Source organism: Parapusillimonas granuli, assembly GCF_013416525.1.
GTDB lineage: Bacteria > Pseudomonadota > Gammaproteobacteria > Burkholderiales > Burkholderiaceae_B > Parapusillimonas > Parapusillimonas granuli.
In genome coordinates, this window is sequence record NZ_JACCEM010000005.1 from 1 (window position 1) to 14964 (window position 14964).

A 14964-nucleotide genomic window follows, 5' to 3' on the forward strand; every position below is an offset into this window, starting at 1 on the left:
GGCCGGCGGGCGGCTGCCGCCATGAGTCTCATCCAATCAGCCAAGATGAATGGGCATGATCCGTATGCCTATCTGAAGGATGTGCTCACACGCCTGCCGACGCATCCGAATAACAGGATCGAAGCGCGCTTGCCGCATAACTGGGCTCCGCTCACCACCGCCTAAAAGATATCGGCCGCTTACGCGGCCGAGTCAATGTGTGATGCGCGGACGCTTACCCCGCTCGCCCTGCTTGGCAGCGCCTTCTATCCGATTCTTGTCCATCGGCTCGCAGTTTCGCTCCACGCTTCCTCCCCACGTTCGGTCACCCTCACGCAGTTGCGCTTCGCTTCGCTCACTGTGGTCAGCTCGCGGCGGGACTTGCACCCACAAGAGTGCGCTCATGCTGAGCGCACAAAAAAGAAGGCCCCACAACCGTAATTGTGAGGCCTTTGTGCCGATCCTAATCACCTATTCTACTTCTGAAATTATTAAGAAATCGTTTTATTGATCTCATCCAGCAATACTGTAGACGATATAGGCGAAATCAGCCGATTTTTTGCGATCCTCCTGATTTTTCCCTGGCTTAGTAGAATCAGGAGTTCAGATATCGCAATATTACTTGATCTGAAGAAGTCAAATTAAGCAATACCAACAATATCGCCGGCGTTCAGCGTCAAACCGTCAGTTGCATTAACGCCTGTGAGCTTGACGAATGTATCATTCGCGCCCAGACCTGCAGTTCCGTCGGAAATGAACAAGTAGCTATCAGTTCCGTTGGAGTAAACAATGGCACTGCCTGCAGCCGTAGTAGAGGAGTTTCCAAGCGCAGTCACGAAGGCGTTGAGGTCAGCTGCACCTGCAGTTACCAACCCTTTTGCATTGACTGTCAAGCCTGTGCCGGTACCTGCGTCCACGGTAATCGCCGTTGCACCGAAATCGATCCTATTGCCCGTACCTGCGGCCCAATCAGTGATCGTGTCAAAGTTCGATGCGGTAGGGGTAGCGCCCAGCGAGCCACTTGCAAACGCAAAAACGTTCGCACCGGCACCACCCGTCATAACGTCGACGCCCGCACCACCGGTAATAATATCATTACCTGTGCCGCCAATAATCACATCATTGCCAGCGCCACCGCTGATATTGTTGTTACCAGCACCACCGACGAGCACATCGTTGCCGGCGGAACCAATAATGGTGTCATTACCGGCACCACCTGTCACCTTGCCAGCGCCTGCCAAGCCACCACCAGTCATATCCAGTGCCGCCGTACCAGAAAGACCAGACGCATCGATCTCGTCAGCAGTTACTGTACCGGCGAGCGTCAGATTATTGCCGCCAGTTGCAACAATCTTGCCTGTACCGCCAGCGGTGGGAGTCAGGGTCACTGCACCACCAAAGGTTACTGTGCCAGCAGCAGCGGTACCCGTGTCAATGGTCAGCTGTTCAATGCCGTTGAAGCTTTGTGCTGAAGTGCCAAAATCGGTTCCCGCTACAGCCTTCAAGGTAAGCGCATCAGTAGTACCAACGCCTTCGATTTGGAAGGCACGGGCGCTATTCCCTGCGACTCCAGTAACGAATTCGACCGTGTTGCCATTGCCCAATGTGAAGATGTGAGCGCCAATAGTGGCGTTTCCAAATGCAAGGGTGTCTGCACTAGCGAATTTAGTGAGGTCGATATTTCCTGCTACAGCGTCAGAAACAAGAATACGTTCAATGTTGGTGACTGTCGTTTGGGCAGCGGCCGACGCAGCGGTAGCTTGAGCGGATGCGATGCTCAACGTATCGCGACCTTCACCACCATTTATTACATCACGATTGGCGGCTGTCGCATTCTCGGCACCCACGAAGGTGTTACCCAGAATAAAGGTGTCATTGCCCTTACCGCCAGTGATGTTCAATTGTGCGGCATTGGTGTGGGTAACATTCAAATTGCCGGCGAAATCAGCTGCGTTTATGGTCCTGACCGTAGCAGCCAGCGAAGTGGTGACCGTCAGGTTTTGCGAGCCAGCCACTTTCAAGGTATTGGTGCTGGTTGCGCCGGCCACACTTGCCAGCGTGTTGGCTACCGCACCGTCGCTATTGATGGCGATTGTTTCGTAGCCATTGGTACCGGTCGCCACAGTGGCGCTCAGAGCGCCGTTCGTGACCGAAGCAAGATTAACGTTCAGAACATCTGCCGCGCCAGCCAAGGCCGCAGCTACGGTGTTCACGCTTACATCAGTTGTGTTGTTGGAAATGGACAGCTCTTTAAGAGCCGTTTGGACGTTGTTGAAAGTAATCGCGTTTGTGTTACCTGCGGTACTCAGCTTTTCGACTTGCCCTGCGTTCGTCAGAGTCACCGTGCTAAGACCGACACCAGCGTTCGTAACCTGGATGTCTTGGATGTTTGCAAGAGATGCGGGCGTGACATTGGCCGTGACGGTCGCAATCAGTTTGTTGTGACCCCCAGCACCATCTAGCATGTCGGTGTTATTGAGGGAGTCGCGCAACAAGCCGCCCTGAGCAACTTGGTCGCCTAGGAACACATCATCACCTGCGCCACCAGTCTTGATATCAGTACCCGCAGTGAGCGTAAGCTGCTCACTTCAACAACCTACTGATTTACCGAATTTTTTTCTTTGACGAGCTCGCGTACAAGCAGATAAAAAAGTACGTGCGACTTGAATCAGTCCGATTTACAGAGAAAAGCCCTGCGTACAAGCATTCCAGCATTTGGAGCTTAGACCCCATATTCCTCCTTGTCAAAACCGCCTTGGCTGAAAAAATGCACACCAGTCGCGCTGCCCTGAATCGCTTGCTTGACGAAGCTGATACCAGCCTGAGACTGACCACTCCAAGCAGTGCAGCCAAGGCCCTGGGCAAAAACCTGCGTATTGAACTTGCTTAGAAAACAGCCCGCCAAGCGGGCTATAAATCAGGCGAAGGTCTCTACGCGAACAGCCCGGTCGTCTGGGCGGCGGCGTTGGCGTTGTGCCGCTTCCGGCCCTCGGTCAAATGCAGATAGCCGGCGGTCGTTTTCAGCTGAGTGTGGCCCAGCGCCTGTTGCACATCGACAATGTCCGAACCGCTGTCCAGCATCATCGAGGCGTACGTGTGGCGCAGGTCGTGCATCCGCAAGCCGGGCAGGCCGGCATTCTCGCGGGCCGTTACCCAGGCATTGCGGCAGGAGTGATACGGCCTTCCGGTTTTCGGATTCGGGAAGACCCAATCCGAACCAGCTGTTTCCAGCCGATGCTGCAGGATGTCGACTACGCCGGATGAAAGATGCAGCACGAAGCCCTTCTTGGCTTTGTCCTCCTCTGCGGGGACACTCAGGGTTGCGCGTACCTCGTCGAACCACGACCAGCGCATCGCAAGGACGTTGTCACGGCGCAGGCCCGTGGCCCCCATCACTTTGATGATGTCGGCAAGGTCAGCGTTCTGTGACGCCTCGGCGGCCTTGAGTAGGGCTTTCAATTGTGCACGGGAAAGGAACTTGCCTACGATTTTGCGCACGGTGGTCAACTGGATGGCGTGCGTGGGGTTCTCCGTCACATTCGTGCTCTTGGTGCGAATAGCCTCGTTGAAAATGTGGCGCACCAGAATCAAAATGCGCTTGACTGTCCCGTCCGACAAAGTGCGGGAGGACGCCTTGGCCCAGCGGCCACCGGAGGCCTGTTTCTCTTTCAGTCGGCCGGCATAGTCGACGATCTCGTCACCGTCGACCTCGTTCATGCGGCGCTGGCCGAACTCGGCCTGAATGTGATTACGGTATATCGAAGCGTGGGTTTCATACGAACGGCTCTCCAGCTTCACTTTTGGCAAGAAAGTCTTATAGAAGAACTCGTCCATCGTCGGTGCGAGCACTGTACGGCCTCTGGGCACGCCCTGCTTTTTCTCCTTCAGCTCAGCCAGGAAAGAGCGTGCAAGAGAACGCGCCGCATTCGCGGAAATTTCACCCACGGCGCCGAGTCTTTCCTGACGTTGCTTTTTTTGTTCGTTCCTGTAAAGGATGATGTAGCTCATGCTACCTGGCCCGGTTTTCTGCACGGCAAAGCCGGTCTGTTCCGTGTCAAATATCAGAATGTGCTTTTTCCCGGCGGGAACGATGGCTTCTTTGACGGCTTTCTCAGTGATATGCAGCTTCATTTTCAAGTGTCCTGTACCGCACACCTAGCCATGACGGCTGACGGCAGGCTGGCTGCCCGTCGGGCCGAGCGGTGCGAGAACGCTCGAACTTGATATCTGGCGACGAAGTCCAAAATTTAGGATTTTTGTCAAGTGGAAATTTCTATTCGAGATGGAGGTACGGACAAGTTCTCGGACCGTATCGAATTGACCGCTCAGCGAGGCGAAAGCTCATTGCGCCCATCAGGGGCCGTCTTTCTGCAAGCTGCTTGACGCAGATCATGGCCCGGTGTCCACCTGGGCCCGACTTGTCTCTTAACATGCAGGTGTAGAACACGAGTTCGTCGTCGCGGGCTTCATCGGGCAAGTCAAAGTCCGGTTCTTCTTTGCCATGCCGATGGCATCGCTATCGAGCCGTTGCCATGCGCGCGCCTTATCTTAGGTGCTTTGGCTACAATGCCTAGCGCACACAGATTTTCAAACCTTTTCAAGAAACATGACTATCACTGCGGCCGCAGCCGCCAACTCGACTGACGGTCGACCCGCATCCCATCATGTAAGCGACATCGCTACACATCCAGCATACCGACCCGACATAGACGGCTTGCGCGCCGTTGCGGTTCTTGGGGTCTTGGTGTACCACGCGTTTCCGCAAGCATTGGCGGGCGGCTTTGCGGGAGTGGATGTCTTTTTCGTTATCTCAGGGTTTTTAATCACCACCATACTTTTGAAGAGTTTCGAGCGAGGAGCGTTCAGCCTTCTGGACTTTTACGCCAGGCGGATCTTGCGGCTCTTTCCTGTGTTGGTGGTGGTTCTGCTGTTTTCCTTGCTTGCCGGCGCGTTCGTCTTTCTGCCTTCGGACTATGAAAAGCTTGCAGTCAACACACTCGGCGGCGTCGCGTTCATCGCCAATATTTTGTTTGCAACGGATACCGGCTACTTCGCGGGGATAGCCGAGTCCAACCCTGTGCTGCATTTATGGTCGCTGGGCATCGAAGAGCAATTCTACGTGGTGTGGCCGCTGCTGCTCTTCGCCATTTTCAGGCGCTCCATTCATATGGGCTGGACGATGGCGGTGCTCATCGCGGTGTCTTTTCTATACAGCGTCTATCTTGTGGAGGTTGACCGTTCCTGGGCGTTTTATTCGCCGTTGTCCAGGTTCTGGGAACTGGGGGCCGGCGGCTTGCTCGCATATTTGATGCAGTATCCGAAGCCCGCCATGGTGCGGGCGCTGCTTGCTTTCAATGCAAGCTTCGGCTTCAGGAAGGAAAGAGAGGCGGGAGAGGTCTTGCGGCATCTCGCCAGCCTTATCGGGCTGGCTTTGGTGACGGCGTCTTTCTTCATCCTCTCGCCCAGTGGCGTCTTTCCGGGCCTAGGTGCGCTGATGCCGGTGCTGGGCTCGGTGCTGTTGATCGCGGCCGGCCCTCGCGCCGCCATGAATCGCTTATTGCTATCCCGCCATGTCATGGTGGGTATCGGTTTGATCAGCTACCCGCTATACCTATGGCACTGGCCGCTGCTGGCTTTGGCTGCGAACGCGAACAGCGATGGGTCATACGTCGCCACGCGAAACCTGACGCTGGCGATGGTGTCGCTAAGCTTTTTGTTGGCGTGGCTGAGTTATCGGTACATAGAAAAGCCTTTGCGCCAACGTGGCACGCGCGCTGGTAAAGTGGCGTCGCTTTCCTTGGCGATGACGGCGACGGCCGTGGCCGCGTGCTCGATATGGATGCTGCAGGGAGCGCCCCAACGGCTGCCGGCCGAGCTGCGCGACGAGTTGGCCACGGGCCTGCGGGACGAAGCCTGGATGGCGGGGCTGAGGCGCGGTATTTGCCACAACATGATCTATTCCGGCAAGGGCTTGGGCGAGCGGGCGGATTGTTTTCCTGACGGCCATCCCAGCATCATGCTATGGGGCGATTCGCATGCGGCGTCGCTTCGTGTCGGATTGGACGCGCTGCGCGCCAGTGAACCATTCGCCATTTGGCAATACACGACGGATGCGACGGCGCCATTGTTCACATCAGAAATGTTCAACAACATGAAGCGGCCGCTATCTTTTGTGAACGGCGCTGTACTGGATACACTGCGCGTTCATGCGCCGGATACCATCTTGCTTCATGCGGTTTGGCGCTATTACCTGAGCGACGCGAACCGGATGGCGGATTTGCTGGAAGAAGCGGTCCGAGTGATTCACCAAGCAGCCCCTGATAGCCGCATCGTGGTGCTTGGGCCCATACCCGTTTGGCGCGCCGGCTTGCAGCAGATCCTGTTCAACTACTACTGGCGCCATGGCGCGACACCGGCAGGCGAACGCATCAGCTTCGGTCTGTTGCCGTCATTGCAAGAGTTCGACGCCGTGCTGGAGGCCCGGATGCGGCATGCGAATGTGCCCTATATATCGGCGATGAAGGAGTTGTGCAATGAAGCCGGCTGCCTTATCCGGACCGGTCCGGGAAGGGCGGGGATCATGTATGTCGACGATCAGCACCTGTCTGCTTCCGGCTCCAAGTACCTGGCGCAAAAAATCCTGCCCCGCTTGTTGGGGAAGGTGAGCGGAGCCGAATAGGAACCGGCGGCATCGTCGCTTTGGAAACCCTTGAAGTTTTCTTCGATCCTTGTGGGCCGGAATACCGTGAAGCTGCCCAGCAAATGAGGCATCTTCAGGATATCGATATGGAAGTCGTCCCTGATTCGCTCAAAGGCCGCGTTGTAACGGCGTGGAATGTCGGTCATGCCTGCGCTGTCCGGCGAAAGTTCGCTGAAGCGCACGGTTGCAGAACAGCAAAGATCCGATAAAGGATTGAAGTTTTCTTCCTCGTAGCTTTTCTCGATGAACAAGTTTTCCGACTCCGGAAGATCCAGGGGAATTTGAACGTCAAGATCCGGCGCAAGATCAAAGGCCCCGTTCTTCAATGCTGCATCGACCTCGTCCTCGGTGGGCAGATCCTTGAAGTAGATCGAGATATCGCCCAGGCTGCACTTCTTCCACTTGTTAACTACGTAGTCCAGCCCCGAGAGCTCCCAGAGGATGGAATGGCCGTACAGCAATTCTTTATCTTTTGTTTTTGCGATCAGCAAAGTACGCATGACACTTGGCATTCGGTGCTCTCCAATTCGCTGTTGGGGTCGGACCCCGTGGACTTTCCTCGCGCGACATTTTTTGCCGCATCTTCATCTGGTCTGGTTTAATTACAATTCGTCGCACCTGCGGCGAACTAATCTTCCAAAGAGGCATTCTATGACTTCACCGGATTGTTCATCGACCCAATGCAATTGCCAACAGCATGTTGACCGACGCAAATTTCTTGGCCGCACGCTGGCCGGTACACTGGCCACTGCGGCCGCCATGTCCGGCTCCATGGCCAGCGCAGCACCCTCGGAAGCCCCCGTCAAGGCGAAGACTGATCCGAATAAACGCAAGTTCATGGAAGAGGCGACGCGTCTTGCGATCGAGTCCGTCGAAAAAGGTTGGGGCGGCCCGTTCGGGGCGGTCATTGTGAAAGACGGGGAGATCATAGGCCGTGGCCAGAATCGCGTGCTTCTGACCGGCATACCGGTGTTTCACGCCGAGGTCACCGCCATCATGGACGCGTCGGCAAGGCTGAATCCCAAGGCACTGCTGGGTTCCGAGTACGGCGCGGGCACCATACTTGAAATGATACCCAGGGAAAGCGGCTCGCCGGACCCGGTGCCCGAGCGCGCCCGCATGCTGAAAGGTTGCGAAATTTACATCAACGGCGCCCCCTGCCCCATGTGCATGAGCGCCATTTACTGGTCCCGCATTGATCATGTGTATTTCGCGGCCAGTTTGAAAGACACCAGCCAGATCGGCTTCGACGACGCCTTCCAATACGAGGACTTTGCCAAGCCATGGGCCGACAGGCGTATAGCGGTCACTGAAAACTTTGAGCGCGATGTGGGGCTGAAAGCTTATGAGGCATGGATGGCGAAGAAGGACAGGCATCCGTATTGATGTCGATGGGGTGCAGGCATGGGGTCTAGCCCCATGCGGCCGCGCAAACATCCAGACGCTGAGGCGACCGTCCAGGCTACCGGCGCCTCATTCCGGCGGGAACTCCTGGTAACGCAAATCGGTCATGAATTTGACTGCGGAATGGCGTCTGACTACAATTGTGGTAAGCGTGATTCAAAGGAGGCCGTGATGAGCACCGTGTCCGTGCGTATCGATGAAAGCTTGGTCAGCGCTGCACGCGCTGCCGCCAAAGCGGAGTTCCGTACCGTGCAAGGCCAGGTCGAGTTCTGGGCCAAAGTGGGTCGGGCGGCGCTTGATAACCCGGACCTGCCCGCTTCGTTCATCGCCGAGAGCCTAATGAGCATGGCGGAGCCGCGTGAGGACAGTACGGTCTTCGTGCCCCGTTCGGCCTCCAAGGCATGAGCTGGGAAGTCCGGCAAACCCGACGCTTTGTCCGCATCTACAAAAAGCTGCACGACAACGCGGTGGCCGAAGTGAATGCGGCTGTCGAAGTCGTGGCCCAAAACCCCGACATCGGGGATAAGAAAAAAGGTGACCTGTCCGAGCTATGGGTCTACAAGTTCCGTTGCCTCGGTCAGCTCTACCTGCTTGGCTACACCCGCGATGACGGTGTTCAACTGGTGTATCTCGATTAAAAGCCATAGAGCGCGGCCGGGTTATCGATCAGTATCCGGTTTCTAGTGGCCGCGTCCGTAATCCACTGCGCCAGCTGGTTGCGAAGTTCGCCGGTGTCCACCATTTTTGGGGTCAGCTCCAACCGCAAGTTCTGCGAGAATCGGCGCACTTCCGCGTCCTATCCGCAATATCGATGCGATTGCGTGGCTACCCGAGCACAGCAGGAGCGGGACTCCTGGCGGCTCGCGCCGCGAAGCATTGCCCGGAAGAACTTCCCTATCACGGAATGCATAGACAGGCAGTTAAGGCATTGCCGGGCATCGGGCAGATGAATCCTCAGGCTGACCACGGCACTGCCGCGTTATGAATCGTTGGCGCGGGAGCATGACATGGACGGTGATCTGACTTGGTGGCACTACCTGATTGGTTTCATCGTCTTGATATTGCTGTGGCGGTTCGTCTTTATTTTTTCAGTTTTAATCGCGGCCATCGACGGCATTGCCTACGCCGTGTTCTTTCACACAGGCCCCACAGAGTGGCGCCTGGCTGCGTCAGTGCTCATTTTTATTGTGGCCAGGGCGCTGATGAACTGGGCCGACGCTGATGCGGGGAAAAGCAGCAGCCTGCACCCTCGAGCCGGCGGGCAGCGGGGCTCGAGCGGCGTGTTGAAATACAAGACTTGCCCCATGTGCAGCGGCGGCGGCGCGTGTATTGCGACCGTATAGGCCACGACCCCCATTACAGTCGGATGTGCAGCAGTTGCAACGGGACGGGTTACAAGCTGTGCACTACCTGTTTTGGAGCCGGTGAAGTACGTGAATAACAGCGGCAAGGCGCCGCCCTCGCGGGGCCGTGCCGCCCCGCAACAGCTGGCCAGAGATCAACCGACCACATAGAAGGCTATGCCTTCATCCTGCCAGTAGCCGCTGAGCTTGACCGCCTCGGCTTCCGCCGCATCGGCCGTGTAGAAATGCACCCCTGTCTCGTTGTTGCTGAACCGGTGCAGCGCTGTCAGTGCGTCGTCCACCTGGCTGCCGTAGGCCTGGAAGGCGACGCCTTCGTACTGGTAGCCACCATCAAGTGCCCGCAAATGGGCAACTTCGTTGGCATCCGCGGTAAGGAAGTGGTCGCCATTGGCGCTGTTGAAGAAGCGGTGTACGGCGATGCTGTCGGTCATATTGAGCAGCCGTTCGAACGCCAGGCCTTCGTACTGGAACCCGCCCATGTCCAGGACAGCCGAGGCCTCGTCGTTGTTGGATGTGAACAGGTGTGCGCCGGACTGCGCATTGAAGAATCGATGTACGCCGGGCGTTATGTCGTTGACGTTGGCGTTGTAGTTTTTGAAGCCGGCCAGTTCAATGTTGACGAGCACGTTCGCGCCTTCCGCACCGGTGTTGTCGGCCACCGTATATTGACGGCTGCCGAGATCATAGCTGATCTTGTAGTTGAAGAAATCGCCGGAAAAGAACACGCGGTCGATGCCCGCGCCGCCATCGATGACATTGTTGGCGGCATTGACGGTGATCGAATCATTACCGGCGCCGGTGATCACGTTCTCGATCAGCACGCCGCGCGCAATGCCGATGTTGTTCGTCATTCCGTTGGCGGACGAAAAATTCCCAGGACGCAGGTCCACATGACTATCGGTGCCCCAGCCACTCAAATTGAGCGTATCCACGCCGCCGCTGTCGTAGATGGTCAGGATGGGGTTCAGGTTGACCGAGAAATCATAGACGTCGGCGGTCAGGCCCGTGACGGTGGAGCCAAACCCATAGATCGTGTTGCCGCCGCGCGCCTCGGCGGCGCCGTACATATGCTGTATGGCCATGATGTCGTTGATCATCGGCGTTTGGGGCCGGTGCAGCACGCCGTCCATGCCCATCCAGTCGGCCCAGGCCACATCCCCGTGGCCGGTGCGTTCGGACGGGCCGTAATAAGACATCACCGACCAGACCGTGCTGTCCTGCCAGGACGATGCGCCCTTGTTATCGGCGCCGTTATAGTCGCCCATATGGTCCAAACCCAGCAGATGGCCCATTTCATGGACAAAGGTCATAAAACCGTTGCCGCCGATGTAAGGCGTCCATGTGTCCGAATTCGTATTGAAATAGGCGCTGCCCTGCGGGGGGTAGTAGGCGTGGGCGTATCCGATCGCGGTCGTGGTGTTGGAAAAATCGATGTCTGCCTTTGGGCCATTGGTGAACTGAAGTGTCTGCGGGATCAGCTCATCCCACAAGGCCATGGCAATATGCGCGAATTGTTGCTGCACGGCAGTGAAAGACGTGAAGCCGGCCGCTTCACCTTCCTGGAAGTTGAGTTCCGAGCCATCCTGCGCAAAGCGGTAGGTGATGACTGCTTGCTTCCAGGTTAGGCCACTGTTCAGTTGATTCAAGACTTGTTGATCGGTCCAGATAGGCAAAGCCATCGATGTCTCCTGAGTGCATGTTGGGATGATTCCCTTCGTGGACGTGATATTAGCAAGAAATCGGGATCTTGTATCAAGATATGTCATTTCCGGCTCGCCAAGTCCCGGGTCCGATTGGCATCCCGCGGCCGCGAGCGCTTGTTGGCTGGCAGAGAGGTGATGCATGAAGCCTATCTCTCGCAAGGTGGCAGTCGAACGCCTTCCTATAATGCATCCTTGATCGAAATACCTCTACGCGGCAATATGTAGCGCCAGCCGCGACCACTTGTAGGTGTGATGACACCGCGTACCTGCGATCCGGCTTTCGTCACCAGTAAGGATCTCCATTGCAAAACACCGACGACTCGGTCCCTAGTGCCCTGGTGTGGCTGCGGCGCGACCTGCGCTGCGACGACCATGCCGCGCTGTATCATGCGCTGCGCCGTTACAAGAAAGTGTATTGCGCCTTCGTGTTCGACACCGACCTCCTGGATGCGTTGCCCACCCGTGTGGACCGGCGGGTGGAGTTCATACACGAGAGCGTGCTGGAGCTGAACTCCAGCCTTCAGGCACTGGCCGCGCGGAGCGGCGTTCGCGGCGGCGGGCTTATCGTGCGACATGGTCCGGCGGTGCAGTGCATCGTCCAGCTGGCGCAAGAGCTGGGCGTGCGGGAAGTCTTGGCCAATCGCGATTACGAGCCCGAAGCCATTGCGCGCGATCGAATTGTAGCGGACGCCTTGCGTGCCGCAGGAGTCGGCTTCAGCGATTACAAAGACCATGCGCTGCTTGATCGGGACGAGGTGCTGACCCAGCAAGGTCGACCGTACAGCGTATTCACGCCCTACTACCGCGCGTGGCTGCAAAAGCTGGACGATTTTCAGCTCAAACCCTACCCCATCGAATGCTACGCCCACCACTTGGCGCCGCGGCCTGCGGGTCAGATTCTGCCCGCGCTGGCGGACCTGGGCTTTGCTCCCACCAATCTGCGGGACCTGGCATTGCCCACGGGAACCAGCGGCGCGCAGCGCCTGCTTCAGGACTTTTTGCCGCGCATGTCAGCCTACCAAGAAGCGCGCGACTATCCAGGACGCAAGGGGGTGTCCTACCTGTCGGTGCACTTGCGCTTTGGCACGATTTCCATACGCCAGGTGGCAGCGCTGGCCGCCAAGCAGGCAGCGCAGGGTTGTGCGGGCGCGCGGGTCTGGCTGTCGGAACTGGCCTGGCGTGACTTCTACTTTATGATCCTGTGGCACAACCCGCAGCTCGTCACGCAATCTTTCAAGTCCGGCTACGACCGTGTGCAGTGGGATGATGCGCCCGATCTTTGGAACGCTTGGTCTGCGGCCCGCACCGGCTATCCGCTGGTGGATGCGGCGTTGCGCCAACTGCTGCAAACCGGCTACATGCACAATCGCCTACGTATGGTGGTGGCCAGCTTTTTGACCAAAGACCTGGGTATCGATTGGCGCCGCGGCGAACGTTTTTTTGCTCAGCACCTTAACGACTATGACCTGGCTGCCAACAATGGCGGCTGGCAATGGGCCGCGTCCACGGGCTGCGATGCGCAGCCTTGGTTCCGCATATTCAACCCGGTGACGCAATCGCAGCGCTTCGACCCCGACGGGAACTTCATTCGCCGTTATCTTCCGGAGCTGTCAAAAGTGCCCACTGCGCGTATCCACTATCCTGCTGCGATGAAGCCGGCGGAGCTCGCGGCTTGCGGGCTGCGTTTGGGCGTGGACTACCCTTTGCCTGTGGTGGATCATGCACGCGCAAGGACCCGGACCCTGATGCGCTTTTCGTTTTTATCCGAGCAATGACCGCTGGGCGTTTGAGGAATTCGATTCACCGATGCCGGCAGGCAGCGCCCCTGGGCGCCACGCACCAGACGGGACGCACGACGATGGATTGTCGTCCTTGAGGGACAGCGTTCCGCGAGATTCGAGCAGACGTCGCGTGTTTCTCCTGCTCTTTTTGTGGCAACCCGGCATCCGGCAGCACAGTGCGGTAGTTCGCCGCCATCACCTTGTCCGGCAAGCCAACGTTATGTTGCATGGATGGTTGCAGGCGTGCAACCATCCATGCAACATAACAGCAGCCCAGCACCAGTCACATGGAAAAGCTTACTTCCCGCCAACAACGCATTTTTGAGCAGTTTGTTCAAATGCCGGAAGAATTGCAGTCTGTGGCCGATTTCGCTGCGCTTGGTCTTGAACGGACCACTATTTTTTGGGATATCAAGAAGCTGGTGCAAGCTGGCCTCCTGGAACCAGAAGGCAAGGCATATCGCATCAATAGGGCATCGGATGCCTGGTTGCGCTGGGACTTGTCGCGTGCCCCCTTGGCTCAGACCGGCTGTCGCTTACAACCCCGCTCCGCTCGATAACTATCAGCCCAACCGCTCGTTTCTATTGACGGATGCCCAACTGGAAACTGCCGGAACCGTTGATGGGGTCGCTCAGGCAAAAGAAAAGGGGAAATCGTACGCGCGGGTACTGTCATCATTGCTTATCGACCTGACCCATGCGTCGTCCAACCTTGAGAACGTCAACATCTCCTGGCTGGACACCAAGACATTGATAGAACTCGGAGAACGTCCCGAAGGTTTGACCGAGCAGCAGTTGCGCATCATGCTGAACCACAAAGAGGCCATCACCTTCCTGAGGGATCATGGCACTCATTTGCAGCTCGGCAAACGAGACCTGTTCGACATTCAATCGCTGGTCATCAAAGGTTTACTGGCCGATGACTCGGGCGTTGGCGCACTGCGGTCGGTCGTCGTAAGGTTCCATGACAGTCGCTATATACTGCCCGACAACCCCCATCAGCTGCGCGAGATTTTCGAGCAGTTCTGCGACAAGGCGAACGCCATTACACACGAATGTCCCGTTCATACGGCAGTCCCTCGCGCCGTTCTCCTTCTCGGACATCAAAGGCCGTGATTACATGTTCGGCTTGCTCGCCTTTTATGAACGCGGTCGGCACCATTTCCTGGCCGAAGCCTTTACCGAGGCATACCAAAAATCTGCCGCACGTTTGAGGAAGCGCGATGAACGCACGTACTAACATCCAGATCATTAACGGACCAGGCGGAAAGCCTGCTTTCGTGGTCATCCCCCACGACGAGTACATCGCCAGCCATGTTGAAGATCGCGATCTGATCCCCCATGACGTGATTAGTCGCACCGTCGATGGCGCCAGTCCTGTCAAGGCATGGCGCGAGCATCTTGGCCTTACGCAAACCGAGAGGGCCCATCGTCTGGGCGTCACCCAATCCGCATATTGCCCAACAGGAAAATAGCGAGCGCCTGCGGAAGTCCGGCCGCATGCGCTCTAGGCGGCGACGGGCCAGCTTCCCCGCGCCACCATGGCATGGCTGATGCGATGGACCATTTCCGAGACTAGCTTGACGAATCGGATCGGCGCCTTGGGCGACACGATGACGGCTGTCAGCAAGGCCTTCAGATGAACGGGCATGCGCAGCGCAAGCGGTTGTCCGCTGGAGGCGGATCGCTCGCAGGCCCAGGCGATGATCCTTAACGTTTCATCATCGAAGATCGGCGCCAGCCCGGATGCAGCCTGCGGCGACGCTTTGCATTGACGAGGCCGGACGTGCGGTCTATGAAGACTTCGGTGTCTTCGTCGGCAAACAGCGACGTCGGATCATGAGGGGTCCGACCCCACCACTGTCGCTGGCATGGGGTCCGTCCTCCTCGTAGCATAACGAATCATGGCGGACTGGTCGAAGACGAGCGCTCCGAACGTGATCAGCTCCGCCAGATCATAGAAGCTTATCGTTCTGCATATGCGTTGATCTTGGTCCAGATCAGGACAGACGTAAATGCCCGCTGCCAGAGCC

14 protein-coding genes and 2 pseudogenes are annotated in these 14964 nt (G+C 57.3%); 11 read left to right on the forward strand and 5 right to left on the reverse strand.

The annotated features are described in order from the left end of the window. On the forward strand, positions 1-165 hold a 165-nt coding region (locus H0A72_RS09910), incomplete at its 5' end, for a transposase domain-containing protein (protein ID WP_180154936.1). Between the two features lie 455 nt (positions 166-620). On the opposite strand, the gene H0A72_RS22435 is transcribed toward H0A72_RS09910, so the two are convergent. Then, positions 621-2507, reverse strand: coding sequence for a calcium-binding protein (locus H0A72_RS22435; RefSeq protein ID WP_180154937.1), 1887 nt, complete (start codon positions 2505-2507; stop codon positions 621-623). A 212-nt stretch (positions 2508-2719) separates the two neighbouring features. Between H0A72_RS22435 and H0A72_RS22150 the strand changes: the two are divergent. After that, positions 2720-2869: pseudogene (locus H0A72_RS22150) on the forward strand (Fis family transcriptional regulator); the annotation flags it as partial. A 41-nt stretch (positions 2870-2910) separates the two neighbouring features. On the opposite strand, the gene H0A72_RS09920 reads toward H0A72_RS22150, so the two are convergent. Beyond that, positions 2911-4110, reverse strand: a complete 1200-nt coding sequence (locus tag H0A72_RS09920; protein WP_180154938.1) for a tyrosine-type recombinase/integrase — start codon at positions 4108-4110, stop codon at positions 2911-2913. A 475-nt stretch (positions 4111-4585) separates the two neighbouring features. Here H0A72_RS09920 and H0A72_RS09925 point away from each other — a divergent pair, with 475 nt between their 5' ends. Then, on the forward strand, positions 4586-6658 hold the full coding sequence (locus H0A72_RS09925; protein ID WP_180154939.1) for an acyltransferase family protein: 2073 nt from the start codon (positions 4586-4588) through the stop codon (positions 6656-6658). On the opposite strand, the gene H0A72_RS09930 is transcribed toward H0A72_RS09925, so the two are convergent. Beyond that, positions 6574-7179 (reverse strand): hypothetical protein, encoded by a 606-nt coding sequence (locus H0A72_RS09930; RefSeq protein WP_180154940.1) that lies wholly within the window; start codon positions 7177-7179, stop codon positions 6574-6576. The genes H0A72_RS09925 and H0A72_RS09930 overlap by 85 nt on opposite strands. Before the next feature lie 151 nt (positions 7180-7330). Here H0A72_RS09930 and H0A72_RS09935 point away from each other — a divergent pair, with 151 nt between their 5' ends. From H0A72_RS09935 to H0A72_RS09950, 4 genes are all read left to right on the forward strand, one after another. Beyond that, entirely contained in the window at positions 7331-8065 is a 735-nt protein-coding gene (locus tag H0A72_RS09935; protein ID WP_218953263.1) for a nucleoside deaminase, read from the forward strand. Positions 8066-8254: 189 nt separating this feature from the next. Continuing rightward, a complete protein-coding gene (locus tag H0A72_RS09940; RefSeq protein ID WP_180154941.1) occupies positions 8255-8488 on the forward strand; it encodes a TA system antitoxin ParD family protein in 234 nt (77 codons plus the stop codon). Continuing rightward, on the forward strand, positions 8485-8721 hold the full coding sequence (locus H0A72_RS09945; protein WP_180154942.1) for a type II toxin-antitoxin system RelE/ParE family toxin: 237 nt from the start codon (positions 8485-8487) through the stop codon (positions 8719-8721). The genes H0A72_RS09940 and H0A72_RS09945 overlap by 4 nt, the downstream gene beginning before the upstream one ends. A gap of 369 nt (positions 8722-9090) precedes the next feature. Further along, positions 9091-9426 carry a hypothetical protein gene (locus H0A72_RS09950; RefSeq protein WP_180154943.1) on the forward strand — a complete coding sequence of 112 codons (336 nt, stop codon included), beginning with the start codon at positions 9091-9093 and terminating at the stop codon, positions 9424-9426. Between the two features lie 155 nt (positions 9427-9581). Here H0A72_RS09950 and H0A72_RS09955 read toward each other — a convergent pair whose 3' ends face one another. After that, a complete protein-coding gene (locus H0A72_RS09955) occupies positions 9582-11126 on the reverse strand; it encodes a M10 family metallopeptidase C-terminal domain-containing protein (protein ID WP_180154944.1) in 1545 nt (514 codons plus the stop codon). Positions 11127-11452: 326 nt separating this feature from the next. Here H0A72_RS09955 and H0A72_RS09960 point away from each other — a divergent pair, with 326 nt between their 5' ends. From H0A72_RS09960 to H0A72_RS09975, 4 genes and pseudogenes are all read left to right on the forward strand, one after another. After that, the gene (locus tag H0A72_RS09960) at positions 11453-12925 is read left to right on the forward strand and encodes a cryptochrome/photolyase family protein (protein WP_180154945.1); all 1473 of its coding nucleotides are present in this window, start codon (positions 11453-11455) and stop codon (positions 12923-12925) included. Positions 12926-13218: 293 nt separating this feature from the next. Continuing rightward, complete coding sequence (locus tag H0A72_RS09965) at positions 13219-13491, forward strand: LexA family transcriptional regulator (protein ID WP_180154946.1); 273 nt, start codon at positions 13219-13221, stop codon at positions 13489-13491. Between the two features lie 25 nt (positions 13492-13516). Then, entirely contained in the window at positions 13517-14047 is a 531-nt protein-coding gene (locus H0A72_RS09970; protein ID WP_180154947.1) for a Fic family protein, read from the forward strand. Positions 14048-14154: 107 nt separating this feature from the next. Further along, a pseudogene (locus tag H0A72_RS09975) lies at positions 14155-14485 on the forward strand (helix-turn-helix domain-containing protein). Here the strand turns inward: H0A72_RS09975 and H0A72_RS09980 are convergent. After that, a complete protein-coding gene (locus H0A72_RS09980) occupies positions 14439-14582 on the reverse strand; it encodes a hypothetical protein (protein ID WP_180154934.1) in 144 nt (47 codons plus the stop codon). The pseudogene H0A72_RS09975 and the gene H0A72_RS09980 sit on opposite strands and share 47 nt — an antisense overlap. Between the last annotated feature and the right edge of the window lie 382 nt (positions 14583-14964).